We start from the raw sequence: 17,021 nt of genomic DNA, 5'->3' as shown, positions 1-17,021 counted from the left end.
TCATCGCTGAGGGCGATGACCGCGCGCTGCCTCGTCATTGCTGTATTCAGTGCCCAAGAATCTGGCTGAGAAAGAGTTTTGTCCGCTCGTGCTGCGGGTTGTCGAAAAACTCGGCCGGGGCATTCTCCTCGACGATCCTGCCTTCATCCATGAAGATCACCCGGTCAGCGACCTGACGGGCGAAACCCATTTCATGCGTGACGCAAAGCATGGTCATGCCTTCGTCGGCGAGCGAAACCATCGTGTCGAGCACCTCCTTGACCATTTCCGGGTCAAGAGCGGATGTCGGCTCGTCGAACAGCATGATCTGAGGCTTCATACAAAGCGAGCGGGCGATGGCGACACGCTGCTGCTGCCCACCCGAAAGCTGTCCCGGATACTTGTTTGCCTGTTCTGGAATCTTGACCCGTTCCAGATAGTGCATGGCCACTTCCGCCGCGGCCTTCTTCGACATCCCCCGCACCCAGATCGGAGCGAGCGTGCAGTTTTCCAGGATCGTCAGATGCGGGAAGAGATTGAAGTGCTGGAAGACCATGCCGACTTCCCGGCGCACCTCATCGATCTTCTTCAGATCGTCGGTGAGTTCGATGCCTCCAACAACTATCCTTCCTTTCTGATGCTCTTCCAGGCGATTGATGCAGCGGATCATGGTCGACTTGCCGGAACCGGACGGCCCGGCGATGACGATGCGTTCGCCCTTCATGACCGTCAGATTGATGTCGCGTAAAACCTGAAAATCCCCAAACCATTTGTTCATGTTGAAGATTTCTATGGCCGCCCCGGCGCCGCCGGTGTCCGGTCGGAATTTCGGCGCGCCAGCCTTGGCCGTAACAAGAGCAGGTTCCATTTGGTTCAATACCTCACATAAGTCGTCCAGTGCCCGGCGGGTCGAGATGACCGCCCGACAGGAAAATTGCGTTGTTCACTGGCTTTCAAAAGCGCGGCGGGCTCATGCAATCTTCGTCCTCTCCTCGACCCATTTGCCGCCGAGAGAGATCGAAAAACAGATCACGAAATAGATGAGCGACACCGCGCCATAGACCAGGAACGGCTCGAAGGTAGCGTTTGCGATCATCTGGCTGGCCCGCGTCAGCTCCACGAAACCAACGATGGAGGCAAGCGACGTGTTCTTGACGACCTGCACCAGGATTCCGACCGTCGGCGGCACCGAAATGCGCACGGCCTGCGGCAGAATAATGAGCCGCATCTGCGGCCAGCTTTTCAAACCGAGGCTCGAGGACGCCTCCCACTGCCCCTTGGGAATTGCGAGCACGCAGCCATACCAGGTCTCGGTCAGGTAGGCGCTGCTATAAATCCACAGGCAAAGGCTGGCTGCCAGAAGCGGCGTTGTCTGCAACCCGATCAGCGCCAACCCGAAATAGACCAGGAACAGCTGCATGAGCAGAGGTGTGCCCTGGAAAACGCTCACATAGAGGCTGATTGGCCGGGACAGGGTACGGGGATAGGTGAGCCGCAAGACCAGAAGAAGGAGGGCGAGCGAGGCCCCACCGACAAAGGCAATCAACGAAAGATAGATCGTCCACGGCACAGCCGCGATGAGATTCCGGAAAATATCCCAGGTCGAGAAATCGCTGATCATCGTTGCCCCACCGTTCCGAAATGCCCAAACACGAACTGGTGTCCGACCCAAACCAACAGCTTCCTGAAGAGGATGGCGAGGAACAGATAGAGGATCGTCACGACGATATAGGCTTCGAAGTTCCTGAAGGTCCGGCTTGCTATGACGTTGGCGACATACGAAAGCTCAGCGACCGAGATCTGGCTGCACAGCGCCGAAGCGAGCAGAATGATCACGAGCTGGCTCGTCATGGCTGGCCAGACACGCTGGAATGCGGGCGGGATCACCACGAGGAAGAAGGTCTGAACCGGCTTCAGCCCCAAGGCGCCGGAGGCCTCGAACTGACCTCGAGGCGTGGCCTCGATCCCCGCCCGAATGATTTCACAGGCATAGGCCGTGAGATTGAACGTCATCGCCACGATGGCGGCGGTCAGACTGTTCATCTTCAGCCCCAGCGTGGGCAGCCCGAAAAAGATGAAGAATATCTGCCCCAGGAACGGCGTGTTCCTCGTGAACTCGACGTAACAGCGAATGATGATCCGCAGGAATTTCGGAGCTTTCAGGCTTCCCCAAGCACACAATGTGCCAAGGCAAACACCGAGGAAGGAGGCCACGGCCGTGATAACGATGGTCATCATCAGCCCGTTGAGAAGACTGGGCCATGCTGACAGAACGTCGATGAAACTCGATAGACTCATGTTTGGATCAGCCGCATTTCTGTGCTCCCGGGAAAACGGGTTTTAAAAGATCGCGAACCGGTACATCCGCATCGAGAAGATTGAGCGCCTGCAAGAGATCGCGGGCGGGACGGGCGCCCAGGACGGTTTGCGTGCAGCCCAGGAATTTTGTCTCGATCTCTTCGGCAGGCAGAGGGTTCGCCGCCGTTCCGGGGGCATGCGAACAGAAGCCTGAAAACCGGCGTCCGTCCTTCAGCGTCAGCAGGATCGAGGCTCCTTCAGGAGCAGCGATACGGCGCGGCAGGTCCCAGTCGGGCCCGCTGAGCATACGGACGCGCGCCATCAGCGCCCGAACCTCTTCGCTGTGCAGTATTTCCGGCTTTAGCTGGTCGAGACCGAGTTCGCCGAAACACGCGGCCGCAGCCACTGCGAACTCCATGCTGAATTGCGCTTCCCTCACCGTTTCCGGAGAAACATAGATGAGATTGGCCACGACGACGGGCGGCACGTCGCAGACGATTTCCTGAATATCGGCAGCGGCAATGCCCTCCCGCCTCACAATGCCGGAAACAACGTTGATCGCGGCGTGGGAGGACAGGCATACCGGGTATTTCTTGATGTCGATGCCCGGCTCGACAAGGCGCCAGTCGGTACCCAGCCGGGCAACTTCCTCGACGTTGAAGATCGAATTGTTGAAGAGGTTGGCAAACCCCGCCACATGCGAAAATGCATCGACCGGACCATTCGCGCCGCGGGAAGCGAGAAGTGCCCACTTCACGCCCGCTTCGCTCGCCGCCCCGGCCATCAGGGCTTTCGCATCCGTTCCGAAACAGGCTTTCGTGCCGCCGGCACCGGCAACCGCAAAACCGATACAGGACTGCATCGCCTCTGCATCCAGCCCAAGGAGCCGCCCGACAGCGACACCTGCGCCTATGGGGCCAAGCAGGCCAGTCGTCCACCACCCTTTTTCGTAAAGATCGACCCCGGCAGCCGCGCCCACCGCATATTCGCATTCCGCACCGACAACGATGGCCGTGACGAGGTCAGCCCCCGTCAAATCCCGCTCCTGGGCGACGGCAAGCGCTGCGGGAACGATAATGGCGGAGCCATGGACGAAGCCAGCATAGCAATTGTCGTCGAAATCGAGCGCATGGGCGGCAACGCCATTGCAGAACGCTGCCGCCGATGCCGAACATTTCGTTCCCGCCCCCAGAACATCGGCCCAGCCGGGGCCCGCATTCTCCAGCGCGACCTGTCGCGCCAGGGAGGAAACCGGCGAAGCAGTTCCCGCCATGGCGACCCCGATGGTGTCCGTCACACAGGTGCGTGCAACGGCCCTGACCTTGTCGGGGATATCGGATGTGCGCACATTGCTTGCCCATTCCGCAAGCAATGCCGAAGCATTGCGGGAAGCTTTCATCGCCACGATCATTCCTGCGTGAACCGGAAACGAGACAGGTCCAGAACGCTGTTATTCAGGCAGGTCGCCGCTCGGTGCACCCAGCCACTGGAGCGACAGGCGGTCGATTTCGCCACTGGCCTTGGCTTCGCGAATGATGGAGTTCACCTTCTCCAGAAGGCGCGTTTCGCCCTTCGCGACACCGACATAGCACGGCGAGTTTGCCAGAACGATCTTCAGCTCGAGATCGAGATCGGGCGAGCGCTTCTTGATGGCGGCGGCAACCGGCGTGCCGGAGGCAAACATCGCCACCTGGCCGGAAATGAATGCTGCTATCGTGCTGTTGTTGTCTTCGAACCGCTTCACCACGGCACCCGGTGCGAGTTCTTCCAATTCCTGGTCCTGCATCGAACCGCGGGTCACTGCGATGGTATGACCGGTCAGGTCCTCATGCTTTTCGATAGGCGGGTTCTTGGCGCCGAATACGGCATCGAAGAATGGAGAATAGGCGATGCTGAAATCGATGACCTTGGCCCGCTCTTCCGTCTTGCCGAGGGACGAGATGGTGAGGTCCGACTTGCCGGTCTGCAGATAGGCCACGCGGTTCGGCGCCGTTACCGGGATAAGCTCGACTTCGACGCCCAGGCTTTTTGCGATCAACCTCGCCATGTCGATATCCATGCCCTGCGGCTGCATATCGCTTCCGACAGAACCGAACGGAGGATAATCGGTAGGAACCGCAACGCGGATCGTCTTTCTTGCGATGATGTCGTCGAGCATATCCGCGGACGCGGGCGCGGCCACGAATGAGGTGACCAACGCGGCCATGGCTGCGATGAATAGTTTGGTCTTCATGATAAGTTCCCCTTTATTGATTTTTGGTCTTGCTACGATGCCGCAGGTTATCCCTGCGGCAACACTCTCCTCATCCGAGGCATGCGCTCAGTCCGGGATAACGGCCGTGGCGTCCACCTCAACCAGGTACTCGGTCCGTGCGAACGCCGTGACGACGATGCCGGTCGAGACCGGGAATACACCCTTCAGCCAACGGCCGACCACACGGTACACGTCCTCCCGGTAACGCGGATCGGAGATGTAGATGGTCAGCTTGCAGATATGATCGAGCTGGCTTCCGCATTCCTTGAGCAGCATGTCGATGTTTTTCATTGCCTGCTCTGTCTGCCCGGCGACATCACCGACACAAACACATTCGGAAGTATCCAGATTCTGACCGATCTGGCCACGCAAGTATACCGTGGTTCCACGAGCGACAACCGCCTGACACAGATCATTATCGATCTTCTGTTCAGGGTATGTTTCTTTTGTATTGAATTTTCGGATTCGCGTATGCGCCATCGAATTCTTCCTATGGAATACTTTTCATTCGCAACTTACTTCTCAAGTCGCGATCAGGGTGGGTCAGCCTTCCGATCAGCAGCCGGCCACGAGGAAATGTTATGAAGGCATCATCATTTCGAAAAGCGATTTTTTTGTTGCCTAAGTTTCATTTTTCAATACCTTTCAAATATGAGGAAACTTGACTTTGATGAACGCAATCTGCGGTCTCTTCGGGTGTTCTGCGGGGTAGCGGAGGCAGGAGGCTTCGCGGCTGCCGAGAAAAAGCTGGCGATGTCAAAGCCTTCGATCAGTCGTCATGTCCGGGAGGTCGAAGAGAGGCTTGGCGTGAAATTGTGCGAACGCGGGCCAAGCGGCTTCCGGTTGACTGCGGAAGGCATAGTTGCGCTCGACCTGGCTTCCGCTGCGTTACAGGCGTTGAGCCGCATCCGCCCGGAGATCGATGCGGTACACGGCGTCTTGTCGGGGCGGCTGGCGATTGGCCTCGGGGAGCACACACTCACCCATCCAGGCTGCAGGCTGCCTGAAGCATTGGAGGCCATGCGGGACCGGGCTCCAAATGTCGAACCTCAGATTTACGTGATGACATTCCCCGAGCTGGAACTCGCGCTGAGAGACGGGCGTGTCGACCTGATCATCCGCGGGAACTATCGAGGGGATCGCGATCTCTCCTATTTGCCGCTCTACACGGAAATTCATCGCATATTCGTCTCAAGCCGGGTCAAGGATGCGGAGATAGAGTATCTTCCGCTGGTCTATCGGCCACACCCTTATGTCGAAGAAACGCTCAGGATCGGGCGCTATCAAAGGGGGCCTGAAGCAACCGGCCTGGACTCCGTGGCTGCGATGATTGCGACCGGGCATTATCAGGGCTTGCTGCCGACGAACTATGCCCAGTTGATCGAGAAGAGGTTCAGCCTGGTTGAAGCTCCCGACAGCCCGAAATTCCAGCACACTGGCTGTGCGATTGCGTCTTCGCTGCGCCCTCCCAGCTATAGAATAAAAGTGTTCCTGGATATTCTCGACAGAATTCACGGAAGCAAGACAATTCCGCTTCGACCGCACAAGCGCGCATTCTGAGCAGGAAAACACACATTTTTGAGAAAAGTACCTCATCTCCTGAAATCTTCAGAAGAAGAAACTTCAGATAAGGGGTCTTTGCCAATCTCCTTGACTGAACAGGCAATGAACCTTCCTCACAGAAAGCGTTCATTTGGTATCGTTCACCTTGCCGCTCGTCATCAACAACCGGAGGAGAGCAGCAAGATGTCTGTCGGGAAAATCGCAATCGCTATTGTCGCCAACCTTGTGGTGCTGGGCGTGGCCCAGGCTGCGACGGGAACGAAGCATTACGGAAAATGCTACGTCAAGGAGATGCATGGCGGGCGCGAGGTGACTGCGGGTTACAGCTGCTCGGCATCGAATGTGAGCTGCCCGAACCCCGGATGGGGCACGGAGCGCACCGTCGATGGAAAGCTCGGCACTTTCAGGGACGGCGAACACGCCCTTCGCATCGACAAGGCCCGCTAAGAGCATTTTGCAGTCAGGTGAAACCACCTGACGTCTGCATGAATGCGGAAAAACAAAGAGATAGATCGGTTCGGGGTTTCCGCGAAACGGTGAACCGATCCAAGAGAAAGCCGCCTCCCGGACTTCCGGGCGAGCGGCGCATTTCAGCACCTGCTCGCCCTTAGCAACAAGCTGGTTCCGTCGAACGGCCTTCGGCTATGCGAGTTTCCGGCAAGCGCTCAAAATGCGTGAGCCAGCTTCCGCAAGCCGATCGTCCGCAACGGCGAAGCTTAAACGCACGAAGGGGGAAAGGCCGTATGCCGTGCCGGCGATTACAGCCACCTTCGCCTCCTCAAGAAGATATTCCGCAAAATCCGTGTCGGTTTCGATCACGCGCCCATCCGGCCGCTTCTTGCCGATATATGCGCTGCAGTCGGCATAGACGTAAAACGCACCACCGGGTTCCTCGCAGAACAGGCCGGCCTCGTTCAATGCGGCACGGATGATCTTCATGCGCCTTTCGAAGACGCTGCAATTCCTGTGCACCTCATCCTGAGGCCCTTCCAGCGCAGCAAGTGCCGCCGCCTGACTGATGGAGGAGGCGCTGGAAGTGCTCTGGGATTGCAGCTTGACGATTTCCTTGATCAGATCGGCCGGTCCTGCCCCGTAACCGATGCGCCAGCCGGTCATCGCATACGCTTTCGATACACCGTTCACCACGAGCGTCCTGTTCGCCAGTCGCGGCTCGGCTGCTGCGATGCTTTCAAACCGCACATTGCCGAATGTGATGTGCTCGTAGATTTCGTCGCTGACAATTCCGACGCGCTCGTGCCGGAGCAGAACCTCACCAAGCGCCTTGAGTTCATCGCGCGTGTAAACCGCGCCGGAGGGGTTTCCGGGCGAGTTCAGCACCAGCAGCTTGGTTCGCGGCGTAATCGCCGCCTCCAGACGTTCCGGTGTCAGCTTGAAACCATCCGCGGCGGGGCACTTCACTTCCACCGGCTCGCCACCGGCCAGGCGCACCATGTCGGGATAGGACACCCAATAGGGCGCGGGAATGATGACCTCGTCGCCGGGATCGACGGAAGCAAGGAATGCGTTGAAGATGACCTGCTTCGCGCCGGAGGCAATGACGATCTGGTTGTTCTCGTAGCTCAGGCCGTTTTCGCGGAGAAACTTTCGCGCCACAGCCTGCTTCAATGCCGGGATACCGTCGACATTGGTGTAGCGGGTCTGACCGTTGCGGATCGCGGCCTCTCCTGCCGCCCTGATGTGGTCGGGCGTATCGAAGTCCGGCTCACCCACGGTGAGGCTGATGATGTCGTGACCAGCGGCAATCAGCTGCCGGGCACGCATGGCGGCCATGCCGCTGGCCGAAGGTTGGACGCGCGCCATGCGCGAGGCGACAAGTGTCATCTCATCCTCATTAAAAACAGAAAGACAGTTTCAGCCGAGCAGTCGCTTGCCACCGCGCCACCGCGAAATCAGCGGATAGCAGAGCGAAACGACGATCAGCGCGATCAGCAGCAGCGAGAACGGCCGGGTGAAAAAGGTTGTCCAGTCGCCACCCGATATCTGCATCGACCGGCGGAAGTTCGTTTCGAGGATCGGCCCCAGAACGAGTGCAATCACCAGCGGCGCGCCGGGGAAACGCCAACGTTCCATGAAAAAGCCGACAACGCCGAACCCCAGAACCAGCCAGACATCGAAAAGGCTGTTGCGCAACGCATAGGAACCGACAACGCTGAAGACGATGATCGCCGGCCCGAGCACCGCATTGGGAACGCGAATGACACGCGAAATCCACGGCGCGGAGACGAGCCCGACCAGGGCAAACAGGATGTTTGCGAGGATCAGCGAAAGGATCAGCGTGTAGGTGACATCGGCATATTGCGTGAACAGTTTCGGCCCCGGGATCAGCCCGTGGATCGTCAGGCCACCGACAAACACCGCCGTCACCGCATTGCCGGGAATACCGAGCGTCAGGGTCGGCACGAGCGAACCGCCGGTGACCGCGTTGTTAGCGGCTTCGGGGGCCGCAACGCCTTCGATCTCGCCCTTGCCGAAGCGCTCCGGATGTGCGGAATGCCTGCGGGCCTCGTTATAGCTGATGAAGGCGGCCACACTTGTCCCCGCGCCCGGCAGAATGCCGATGATCGAGCCGATGACGGAGGAGCGCAGAAGCGTGCGCGCAACACGGCGCAACACTGCCCATTCGGGCAGGACCTTTCCCTTCACATCGAGCATCGGCTTGTCCGCAGCCGCGCCTTCATTCGAGATGCACAACGAAAGTGCCTGCGACACGGAAAAGATGCCTATCAGCGCCGGCAGCAGGGGGAGACCGTCGAGCAATTCGTCCTGCCCGAGTGTCAGGCGTGGATAGCCGGTGAAAAGATCGAGGCCAATGGTCGCCAGCAGCAACCCGAGCGCAGCGGTGACAAAACCTTTCAGCGCCTGGCCGCTGGCCACGCCAATAATCGACACCATGCCGAAGATCGCCAGGAAAACATATTCCTGAGGGCCGAAGAGCAGGGCAAGCCTGGACAGCGGCGGCGCCACGAACAACAGCACGAGCGCGCTGAACACACCGCCCACCAGCGAGGCGACGAGCGCCATTCCGATGGCTTTGGTGCCCTCGCCGCGCTGCGCCATCGGATATCCATCGAAAGTGGTGGCGATGGAGGCATCCGTTCCCGGCGTGCGCAACAGGATTGCCGTGATCGAGCCGCCGAAGACAGAACTGCAATAGATGGCGCCAAGCAGAACCAGCGCAATCGCCGGGTCCATGCCGAAGGTGATGGGGATGCACAGCGCGACGCCCATCGTGGACGAAAGCCCCGGCAACGCACCGACGAAAAGACCGACCACCGTGCCAATCACCAGCACGAGCAGGGCTTCCGGGGAAAATACGTTCGAAGCGGCGACCAAGAGCGCTTCCATGGGTCTCTCCTAGCCGAGCAAAGTTGAGATGATGGCGCCGCCGGGTGTCGGGACCGCCAGGAACAGGCCGAAAAGCACGTAGATCGCGGCCGTGAGCACAACTGCCAGCCCCACGGCGGCAACCGGGCGCATCGCCGTCAGCCAGCAGTAGAGACCTGCAAGATAGAGAAAAGTTGCCGGATAGAACCCGATCCAGGGCATGGCCAGCACGAAGCCCACGGTTATTGCGGCGACGATCAGCAGACGGCCATAGGCGACAGGTGCCTCGTCAGCCTCTGCCTGTCCCTTGGGAGGGTTTCCCAGCATCGATCGCGCCATGAGGATTACGGCGCCGGCGCCCAGCAGACCGGCCATCGTGATTGGGAAATTGCGGGCGCCGCCTTCGAGGGTCCAGACCCCGGCGGCAGATGCCACGGCCAGAAGAAGCAGGGCGGCCGCGACGATAACGTCTCTACGCATATTCAAGCTCGTTCAGATACACGGTCTTGAAACGGAAACCGGCTTGATGTCGCCGCGAAACGGTTCTCGCGGGCAAGCCGTTCCCGTATTCCAAGACGCCTTGACGACTTGAGATCAGGCGGCCTCGGGGCCGCCCGATCATCGCTTCCTACATCCAGGGATTCTTTTCCCAAAGATCGCGATAGGCCTTGTCCTGTTCCTTCATGAAGGTCAGGTATTCATCGCCAATCATAACATCCATCGGCATGTTGAGCTTCTTCAGATCTTCGATGAACTCGGGATCGTTGGCGACCTTGGTTGCCACCTCACGCAGCTTTTCGAGGGCCTCGGGCTCCATTCCCTTGGGGCCGGCAATGCCTCGGGATGCAGCACTCAGAATATTGTAGCCGAGTGCGGCACCGGTCGGCACGTCAGGCATATCGGCGGCAGTCTTCTTGGACCACACGACCAACGGCTTCAGTCCGCCCTCGGAGGCCATCTCCACCTGTTCGGAGACATTGCCCTCGATCGCATTGATGTGACCACCCAGGAGGGCTGCCTTGGCCTCTGCGTCACCGTTGAAGGCCACCTTGTTGAGCTCGATGCCAGCAGCCTGTTCGAGCTGCAGCACGGCCAGGAAGTCATCGCCTCCGACGCCCTCGTGGCTGACGGTCAGCTTTTCCTTCTTGGCTGCGGCGATGAACTCCTCAAGCGTGTTGATGCCGGAATCGCCGGTAACCGAGAGCACGCCCGGATTGGTTACCAGATTGGCGACCATGTCATAGGTGTCGACACTGAACTTCACATCGGGACGCGTAATCGCGTTGGTGATGATGCCCGAGTTGATCCAGCCGATCGTATAGCCATCGGCCTTCGCGGTCGAAATCGCGGTGAAGCCGAGCTGGCCGCCAGCACCGGGCTTGTTCACCACCACCATCGGCTTGCCGAGATATTTTTCCGCATACTGGGCGAATTTGCGCGCGAGAACGTCGGTGCTGCCGCCGGGGGCATAGGGCACCACCATTTCGACCGGCTTTTCGGGATATTCCGCCATTGCCGGAGCAACGCCCAATCCGAATGCGGCAACACATGCCATTGCTGCTGATTTAAAAAGTCTGTTCACGGGTTTCCCCTCCGTTTGCTTTTTGAGGTTATGCCTTGACGGCCTGAGACCCCTTGCGGGTCTTCTTTCTTCTGAGAAGCTCGTTGATCACCTCCAGCGGCGCCTGGTCGGCCAGGGCCAGTTCCTGGTCCTTTTCAAGCTGCTCGAGGTCTGCGATCTCCACCATGACGCGCTCGATCTGCGCCTGGGGCACGACTACGACCCCATCCGCATCCGCCACGATGTAATCGCCGGGACGCACCTGCGCGCCGCCGCACTCGACCGGCACGTCGATGCCAATCATCTCCAGCATTGGCGGACGAACGGAGATGCCTCTGGCGAAAACCGGGAAATCCATTTCCCTGAGCTGGGCGACATCGCGCACCAGCGAATCCGAAATGATGCCCGCCAGCCCCTGGAAATAAGCGCCATGAGCGACGTTCTCGCCGAGGAGCCAAGTGTCGGAGCATCCCGAATCCACCACGAGCACCGTTCCCGCCGCCGCACCCCGGATGGCCGTGTAGATGTTGCCGGCCTGGCCGGGCATTCCAGTGCGCGGCGCGAACTTAACGGTGGTTGCCCGTGCGACGATCCGGTTGGCCGCACCGAGCGGCAGGACCGCGTCCATCCAACCCGAAAGGCCCAGACGCGAAAGAGCATCGGTAACGACACCCGTCTCGACGTTTTGAAGCCTGGTCAAAAACTCTTCCTGCGATCCGCTCATTCTCTATGCCCTTCAATTCCGGGCGTCGTGGAAGCGCCCATCTCGCTCCTAAACGGATAAAGCCCTATGGAATAACCATCCAATATTATTTATTCTGACCATCATAACCCAGAGTTATGTTGTGAAAGGCAATGACCGATGAATGTGCGCCAGCTGGAAGCCTTCAGGGCCGTCATGCAAAGCGGAACCATCACCGCCGCCGCAGAGCTGCTGCACATTTCCCAGCCAGCCGTCAGCAAACTGATTGCCCATCTGGAAGCCTCATGCGGCTATGACCTTTTCATACGAAAGGCAGGGCGCACCCTGCCCACGCCCGAGGCACAACAGCTCTATGGCAAGGTCGATCAGATGTTTTTCGGCGTCGACCAGATTCGTCGCGCCTCCAACGACATACGCGACCAGCGCAGCGGACAACTCACCATTGCCGCCTTTCCTGCGCTCGCTTCCCGGAACTTGCCGCGGCTTCTTGTGGATTTCCTGGGAGAACGGCCCGACCTCAAGATATCGCTGCGCAGCATGTCCTCACGCCGCATCGTGGAAAGCGTCGCAGCCCAGCAGATCGACATGGGGTTCAGCATTCTGCCGTCGGATCATTCGGGCATCGAGATCCAGCACCTTCACCGACTGCAACGCGTTTGCGTGATGCCGGCAAACCATCGGCTGGCGCAAGCCAAGGCAGTCTATCCGCACGACCTGCGCGGAGAGAACTTCATTTCGCTCAGCATCGAGGATCCTGAGCGGATGGGCATTGAGAAGGTGTTCAACGATCTCGGCATCCAGAGGAACATCCAGATCGAGGCGCAACATTCCGACAGCGCCTGCGCCTTCGTTGCAAACGGAATGGGCGTCACCATCATCGACCCCTTCACGCCGGCCGATTACTCGCCGGAGCGCGTCGTCGCCAAGCCCTTTCTGCCGTCGGCCTATCTCAACGTCTGGCTGCTGTGGCCCGCGCACAAGATCAAACCTCAGACAGGCCTTTTGTTTGCCAACACCGTCAAGAACTGGCTGACGTCATCCTTCCCGCGGGATGCTTCCGGCGTCTGACGCCAGCCGATCCTTGGAGACACAGGCGCGATTTGCCGTCTTTTGTCGCTTGACGCGAGAAGCAGGAGACACCAACTGTGTGCCACCCTGATCCATCATAACCGCCCAACCGGACTGCAGACGTGACCGCCCTCAAGAACCTGATCCAGTCGCGCCGCTTCGAAGCGTTCATCACCGCCCTCATCGTCATCAACGCCATCACGCTCGGCCTTGAAACATCGAGCCGCGCCATGGAGGCGGCGGGGCCGCTTCTGGTTGCGCTCGACCGCATCATCCTCGGCGTTTTCGTGGCGGAGCTGATCGCGCGCTTCGCCGTCCATCGGGGCCGCTTCTTCCACGATCCGTGGCGGGTGTTCGATCTTCTTGTGGTGGGTATCGCCCTCATTCCCGCGACAGCCGGGCTTTCCGTGCTGCGTGCGCTGCGCATCCTGCGCGTTCTCAGGCTGGTCAGCATGGTGCCATCGTTGCGCCGCGTCGTCGGCGGACTGATCGCTGCGCTGCCCGGCATGGGCTCCATCATGCTGCTGCTCGGGCTTGTCTATTATGTCTTCGCGGTGATGGCGACGAAACTGTTCGGCGCCTCCTTCCCGGAGTGGTTCGGCACAATCGGCCATTCGGCTTATTCCCTCTTCCAGATCATGACGCTGGAAAGCTGGTCGATGGGCATCGTGCGACCGGTAATGGAGGTCTATCCGCTCGCCTGGCTCTTCTTCATTCCCTTCATCGTCTCCACCACCTTCACGGTGCTCAACCTGTTCATCGGTATCATCGTGTCGGCCATGCAGGCAGAGCACGATGCCGAGGCGTCCGCCGAGCGTACGGCGCTACAGGCGGAGCAGGAAACGATCCTTGCGGAAATCAGGGCGTTGCGCGAGGACGTGCGGACACTCGCAGCGCAAAAGGAAACAGCCGGCAAATAGCCCGCGTCAGGACGCGCGAAAATGCTTGGAGAGCTTGAGGGCCTGACCCTGATAGTTCGATTTCAGGTCCGCTCCGTAAAGCGCATTCGGGCGTGAAAGCATCTGCTCATAGACCAGACGCCCGACAATCTGGCCATGTTCCAGAATGAAGGGCACTTCGTGGCTGCGTACTTCGAGAACGGCGCGGCTGCCGCGCCCTCCCGCCCCGGAATGGCCGAAGCCCGGATCGAAAAACCCGGCATAGTGGACGCGGAATTCCCCAACCAGGGGATCGAAAGGCGTCATTTCGGCAGCATGCAATGGCGGCACATGAACCGCCTCTCGCGACACGAGAATATAGAATTCATCCGGGTCGAGGATCAGTCCGCCGGCGCCATCGCCCCGCAGGGGTTCCCAGAAATCGGCAACTTCGAGCGCGGCACGACGGTCGACATCCACAAGCGCGGTATGGTGCTTGGCGCGGTAGCCGATCAGCCCGTCCTCACCGCCGCTCAGATCGACCGAAAGGGCGATACCGCCGCCGGTAATGTTCGGCGCTTCCGAAGCGACCAGCGTTTCGCTCGCATGGAGGTCGGCGAGCTCGCCCTCGCTCAGCAGTGCCTTACCCGTGCGGAACCGTACCTGCGATAGGCGTGAACCCGTGCGCACGACAATCGGGAAGGTGCGCGGGCTCACTTCCATATAGAGCGGGCCGCTATAGCCTTCGGGAATCTTGTCGAACTCCTGGCCATGATCGGTCATGACGCGGGTGAAGATGTCCAGGCGACCTGTGGAGCTCTTGGGGTTGGCGGAGGCGGATATGCCGGCGGGAAGCTTCAACGCCTCCAGAAGCGGCACGATATAGACGCAGCCCGTTTCCAGAACAGCCCCTTCGCCGAGCTGGATTTCGTGCAACTTCAGCCGCTCGAGCTTGTCGGAAACACGGTCCTGCGGGCCCGGCAGAAAACTTGCGCGAACACGGAAGGCCACACTGCCCAATCGCAGGTCGAGACTGGCCGGCTGGATCTGGTCATCGTCCAGCGGCCGGGCGGAAATCAGCGCACCTCTCTCGAACAGAGCCGCAATATCCTTGTCCGGAAGGATGCCCGCTTTCGCCAACGCCTGTCTCCCTGCACGCTCACCAACTGAACGAGGTTTAGCGCCGGCTCACGTTGACGCAAGGCGCTTGAAGGTTTATTGACCCTTTATCCCGTGGTGATTTGGCCGGTCGGCTTGCAGCCACGTTAAAGAAGTCGCTAAAAGGCCGTGCTCGACCATCGAACCGGCATGCGGCTTTCGCGGCCGGTTTTTTGTTGAGTGCAGAGACGATGACAGACCATTCCGAAGACGACTGGAATCCTCAGACGGCGCTGGTGCATGGCGGCGTCCAGCGATCGCAATTCGGCGAAACCTCCGAGGCGATCTACCTCACGCAAGGCTTTGTCTATGACAGCGCGGAAGCCGCCGAAGCACGCTTCAAGGGCGAGGTGCCCGGCTTCGTCTATTCGCGTTATGCCAATCCGACGGTCGACATCTTCGAGCGCCGCATGTGCGCGCTTGAGGGCGCAGAGGAAGCCCGCGCCATGGCCTCCGGCATGGCCGCTGTCACAGCAGCGCTTTTGTGCTCGGTGCGGGCGGGCGACCATGTGGTGGCCGGACGCGCCCTGTTCGGCTCCTGCCGATGGGTGGTCGAGACGCTGATGCCACGCTACGGCGTGGAGGCCACATTGGTGGACGGTTCCAGGATCGAGGAATGGCAGGCCGCCGTTCGCCCGAACACCAAGCTCTTCTTCCTCGAAAGCCCGACGAACCCGACGCTGGAAGTGGCGGATATCGCGGCCGTGGCTGCCCTTGCCAACGAAGTAGGCGGGCGTCTCGTGGTCGACAATGTCTTCGCCACGCCGATGATGCAGAAACCGCTGGAACTGGGCGCCCATGTGGTTGTCTATTCGGCCACCAAGCATATTGACGGCCAGGGCCGATGTCTGGGCGGCGTGGTTCTTTCCGACAAGCAATGGATCGACGAAGAGCTCCAGGATTTCTTCCGCCATACCGGCCCGAGCCTGTCGCCCTTCAATGCCTGGACCCTTCTCAAGGGGCTTGAAACGCTGCCCCTGCGCGTGCGCCAGCAGACCGAAAGCGCCGCGCGCATTGCCGATTTCCTGGCCGATCACGGCAAGGTCGCCCGCGTCATCTATCCCGGCCGCAAGGACCATCCGCAGGCCGATATCATCGCCCGCCAGATGAGCGGCGGCTCGACGCTGCTTTGCCTCGAACTGAAAGGCGGCAAGAGAGAAGCTTTCGCCTTCGAAAATGCCCTGAGAATCGTGAAGATCTCCAACAATCTTGGAGATGCGAAGAGCCTGATCACCCACCCGGCAACCACCACGCACAAAAACCTCTCAGAAGAAGCACGCGCGGAACTGGGCATCGGCGACGGCACGCTGCGCCTGTCGGTCGGGCTCGAACATGGCGACGATCTTCTGGCCGACATAGAGCGCGCGCTGGCAGCGGTCTGATACGGTTTGCAGCCTGGCCGCGCTCTGTCCTTTTGTCTTTCCGCATGCATGCGGAAAGACAAGGGTATGCTCAGCCGAACTCCCTTGCCGCCAGCACGATACGCGACAGCGTGGTGTAGGCCGTGACGGCTGCGAATGCGTATGCGAGGACCGGAAACCAGGCCGGGAATAGGCACATCAAGACAAAGACGATCAGCGTTTCCGTGGCCTCGGCCAGACCTGTCGTGAAAAACAGGGATTTGTCGCCTCGTGCATCCGTTTCCAGCCCGCGGCGTTCGGCCATGACCGCATAAGCGAGGAAGCTCGCGCCGTTCACATAGAATGCAAGCAGGAGAAACCCACCCGCCACCGCGTTCGCGGAGGGATCGAACATGATAAAGCCAAGCGGCACGGCACCGTAAAAGGCAAAGTCCAGCACGATATCGAGATAGCCGCCGAAATCGGTCTTGCCATGGATGCGCGCGACCGCCCCGTCGAGCCCATCGCATAATCGGCTGGCGAGTATCATCACAAGTCCGGGCAGGAAATGTCCGAAGGCAATAAGACCAGCCGCGGCCAATCCAAGAGCCAGCCCCGCCAACGTGACAGCGTTGGCGCGAACGCCCGCCCGGGCGAACGCCTTCGCCAGAAGGGATATTCCCGGATCGATCCTGTTGCGCGCCCAACCATCGAGCATCGGCAAAACTCCATTCATGCGGGCAAGCGGCGGAATATTATCTCACGCACAGCCCTCGATCGCCGCGCGACCCGCAGGGCGACATCATCCGCCGCAGAATGGCTTTAACCCAAATGCCGCTCTCATTCCTCTCACAATACCGTCATGGCAACCGGC

At 59.8% G+C, this 17,021-nt stretch carries 18 protein-coding genes and 1 riboswitch; of the genes, 5 read left to right on the top strand and 13 right to left on the bottom strand.

Annotated features, from left to right (window positions below):
* Positions 1 to 46: 46 nt before the first annotated feature.
* The 6 genes from NA8A_RS02200 to NA8A_RS02175 form a co-directional block, all read right to left on the bottom strand.
* Positions 47 to 757: an amino acid ABC transporter ATP-binding protein gene (locus NA8A_RS02200; protein WP_235823079.1), complete on the bottom strand. Its 711-nt coding sequence runs from the start codon at positions 755 to 757 to the stop codon at positions 47 to 49.
* A 192-nt stretch (positions 758 to 949) separates the two neighbouring features.
* Positions 950 to 1,600 (bottom strand): amino acid ABC transporter permease, encoded by a 651-nt coding sequence (locus NA8A_RS02195; RefSeq protein WP_009755755.1) that lies wholly within the window; start codon positions 1,598 to 1,600, stop codon positions 950 to 952.
* A complete protein-coding gene (locus NA8A_RS02190) occupies positions 1,597 to 2,277 on the bottom strand; it encodes an amino acid ABC transporter permease (RefSeq protein WP_009755754.1) in 681 nt (226 codons plus the stop codon). The genes NA8A_RS02195 and NA8A_RS02190 overlap by 4 nt, the downstream gene beginning before the upstream one ends.
* A 7-nt stretch (positions 2,278 to 2,284) precedes the next feature.
* Positions 2,285 to 3,676, bottom strand: coding sequence for an MmgE/PrpD family protein (locus NA8A_RS02185; RefSeq protein ID WP_009755753.1), 1,392 nt, complete (start codon positions 3,674 to 3,676; stop codon positions 2,285 to 2,287).
* Between the two features lie 51 nt (positions 3,677 to 3,727).
* Complete coding sequence (locus NA8A_RS02180; protein WP_009755752.1) at positions 3,728 to 4,510, bottom strand: transporter substrate-binding domain-containing protein; 783 nt, start codon at positions 4,508 to 4,510, stop codon at positions 3,728 to 3,730.
* Positions 4,511 to 4,597: 87 nt separating this feature from the next.
* Positions 4,598 to 5,011 (bottom strand): RidA family protein, encoded by a 414-nt coding sequence (locus NA8A_RS02175; RefSeq protein WP_009755751.1) that lies wholly within the window; start codon positions 5,009 to 5,011, stop codon positions 4,598 to 4,600.
* 171 nt (positions 5,012 to 5,182) lie between these two features.
* Between NA8A_RS02175 and NA8A_RS02170 the strand changes: the two genes are divergently transcribed.
* Together NA8A_RS02170 and NA8A_RS02165 are read left to right on the top strand one after the other, a co-directional pair.
* Entirely contained in the window at positions 5,183 to 6,091 is a 909-nt protein-coding gene (locus NA8A_RS02170) for a LysR family transcriptional regulator (protein ID WP_009755750.1), read from the top strand.
* A gap of 186 nt (positions 6,092 to 6,277) precedes the next feature.
* Positions 6,278 to 6,541, top strand: coding sequence for a hypothetical protein (locus tag NA8A_RS02165; protein WP_009755749.1), 264 nt, complete (start codon positions 6,278 to 6,280; stop codon positions 6,539 to 6,541).
* Positions 6,542 to 6,736: 195 nt separating this feature from the next.
* Here NA8A_RS02165 and NA8A_RS02160 read toward each other — a convergent pair whose 3' ends face one another.
* The 5 genes from NA8A_RS02160 to NA8A_RS02140 form a co-directional block, all read right to left on the bottom strand.
* Complete coding sequence (locus NA8A_RS02160) at positions 6,737 to 7,936, bottom strand: pyridoxal phosphate-dependent aminotransferase (RefSeq protein ID WP_009755748.1); 1,200 nt, start codon at positions 7,934 to 7,936, stop codon at positions 6,737 to 6,739.
* A gap of 30 nt (positions 7,937 to 7,966) precedes the next feature.
* Positions 7,967 to 9,460, bottom strand: a complete 1,494-nt coding sequence (locus NA8A_RS02155; protein ID WP_009755747.1) for a tripartite tricarboxylate transporter permease — start codon at positions 9,458 to 9,460, stop codon at positions 7,967 to 7,969.
* 9 nt (positions 9,461 to 9,469) lie between these two features.
* Positions 9,470 to 9,919, bottom strand: a complete 450-nt coding sequence (locus NA8A_RS02150; RefSeq protein WP_009755746.1) for a tripartite tricarboxylate transporter TctB family protein — start codon at positions 9,917 to 9,919, stop codon at positions 9,470 to 9,472.
* A 148-nt stretch (positions 9,920 to 10,067) separates the two neighbouring features.
* Positions 10,068 to 11,021 carry a tripartite tricarboxylate transporter substrate binding protein gene (locus NA8A_RS02145; protein WP_143087931.1) on the bottom strand — a complete coding sequence of 318 codons (954 nt, stop codon included), beginning with the start codon at positions 11,019 to 11,021 and terminating at the stop codon, positions 10,068 to 10,070.
* Between the two features lie 28 nt (positions 11,022 to 11,049).
* Positions 11,050 to 11,700, bottom strand: coding sequence for an RraA family protein (locus tag NA8A_RS02140; RefSeq protein ID WP_157174126.1), 651 nt, complete (start codon positions 11,698 to 11,700; stop codon positions 11,050 to 11,052).
* A 162-nt stretch (positions 11,701 to 11,862) separates the two neighbouring features.
* Here NA8A_RS02140 and NA8A_RS02135 point away from each other — a divergent pair, with 162 nt between their 5' ends.
* Together NA8A_RS02135 and NA8A_RS02130 are read left to right on the top strand one after the other, a co-directional pair.
* Positions 11,863 to 12,771 carry a LysR substrate-binding domain-containing protein gene (locus tag NA8A_RS02135; RefSeq protein ID WP_009755743.1) on the top strand — a complete coding sequence of 303 codons (909 nt, stop codon included), beginning with the start codon at positions 11,863 to 11,865 and terminating at the stop codon, positions 12,769 to 12,771.
* A 122-nt stretch (positions 12,772 to 12,893) separates the two neighbouring features.
* Positions 12,894 to 13,691 carry an ion transporter gene (locus tag NA8A_RS02130; RefSeq protein WP_009755742.1) on the top strand — a complete coding sequence of 266 codons (798 nt, stop codon included), beginning with the start codon at positions 12,894 to 12,896 and terminating at the stop codon, positions 13,689 to 13,691.
* A 6-nt stretch (positions 13,692 to 13,697) separates the two neighbouring features.
* Here NA8A_RS02130 and NA8A_RS02125 read toward each other — a convergent pair whose 3' ends face one another.
* Entirely contained in the window at positions 13,698 to 14,789 is a 1,092-nt protein-coding gene (locus NA8A_RS02125; RefSeq protein WP_009755741.1) for a 2'-deoxycytidine 5'-triphosphate deaminase, read from the bottom strand.
* Between the two features lie 83 nt (positions 14,790 to 14,872).
* Positions 14,873 to 14,950, top strand: a riboswitch (SAM riboswitch).
* A gap of 48 nt (positions 14,951 to 14,998) precedes the next feature.
* Here NA8A_RS02125 and NA8A_RS02120 point away from each other — a divergent pair.
* On the top strand, positions 14,999 to 16,189 hold the full coding sequence (locus tag NA8A_RS02120) for an O-succinylhomoserine sulfhydrylase (protein ID WP_009755740.1): 1,191 nt from the start codon (positions 14,999 to 15,001) through the stop codon (positions 16,187 to 16,189).
* 70 nt (positions 16,190 to 16,259) lie between these two features.
* Here the strand turns inward: NA8A_RS02120 and NA8A_RS02115 are convergent, their stop codons facing one another.
* Complete coding sequence (locus NA8A_RS02115; RefSeq protein ID WP_009755739.1) at positions 16,260 to 16,865, bottom strand: CDP-alcohol phosphatidyltransferase family protein; 606 nt, start codon at positions 16,863 to 16,865, stop codon at positions 16,260 to 16,262.
* Positions 16,866 to 17,021 lie beyond the last annotated feature (156 nt).

The organism is Nitratireductor indicus C115 (genome assembly GCF_000300515.1).
Lineage (GTDB): Bacteria > Pseudomonadota > Alphaproteobacteria > Rhizobiales > Rhizobiaceae > Nitratireductor > Nitratireductor indicus.
The sequence above is the reverse complement of the archived record's forward strand: the minus strand, read 5'-3'. Positions and strand labels throughout refer to the sequence as shown.

Excerpts from the sequence above, each read along its gene's own strand:
- NA8A_RS02120 (WP_009755740.1), top strand. The coding sequence starts at position 14,999 with ATGACAGACCATTCCGAAGACGACTGGAATCCTCAGACGGCGCTGGTG.
- NA8A_RS02175 (WP_009755751.1), bottom strand. The coding sequence starts at position 5,011 with ATGGCGCATACGCGAATCCGAAAATTCAATACAAAAGAAACATACCCT.
- NA8A_RS02195 (WP_009755755.1), bottom strand. The coding sequence starts at position 1,600 with ATGATCAGCGATTTCTCGACCTGGGATATTTTCCGGAATCTCATCGCG.
- NA8A_RS02165 (WP_009755749.1), top strand. The coding sequence starts at position 6,278 with ATGTCTGTCGGGAAAATCGCAATCGCTATTGTCGCCAACCTTGTGGTG.
- NA8A_RS02115 (WP_009755739.1), bottom strand. The coding sequence starts at position 16,865 with ATGCTCGATGGTTGGGCGCGCAACAGGATCGATCCGGGAATATCCCTT.
- NA8A_RS02155 (WP_009755747.1), bottom strand. The coding sequence starts at position 9,460 with ATGGAAGCGCTCTTGGTCGCCGCTTCGAACGTATTTTCCCCGGAAGCC.
- NA8A_RS02170 (WP_009755750.1), top strand. The coding sequence starts at position 5,183 with ATGAGGAAACTTGACTTTGATGAACGCAATCTGCGGTCTCTTCGGGTG.
- NA8A_RS02135 (WP_009755743.1), top strand. The coding sequence starts at position 11,863 with ATGAATGTGCGCCAGCTGGAAGCCTTCAGGGCCGTCATGCAAAGCGGA.
- NA8A_RS02190 (WP_009755754.1), bottom strand. The coding sequence starts at position 2,277 with ATGAGTCTATCGAGTTTCATCGACGTTCTGTCAGCATGGCCCAGTCTT.
- NA8A_RS02200 (WP_235823079.1), bottom strand. The coding sequence starts at position 757 with ATGAACAAATGGTTTGGGGATTTTCAGGTTTTACGCGACATCAATCTG.
- NA8A_RS02180 (WP_009755752.1), bottom strand. The coding sequence starts at position 4,510 with ATGAAGACCAAACTATTCATCGCAGCCATGGCCGCGTTGGTCACCTCA.
- NA8A_RS02150 (WP_009755746.1), bottom strand. The coding sequence starts at position 9,919 with ATGCGTAGAGACGTTATCGTCGCGGCCGCCCTGCTTCTTCTGGCCGTG.
- NA8A_RS02185 (WP_009755753.1), bottom strand. The coding sequence starts at position 3,676 with ATGAAAGCTTCCCGCAATGCTTCGGCATTGCTTGCGGAATGGGCAAGC.
- NA8A_RS02160 (WP_009755748.1), bottom strand. The coding sequence starts at position 7,936 with ATGACACTTGTCGCCTCGCGCATGGCGCGCGTCCAACCTTCGGCCAGC.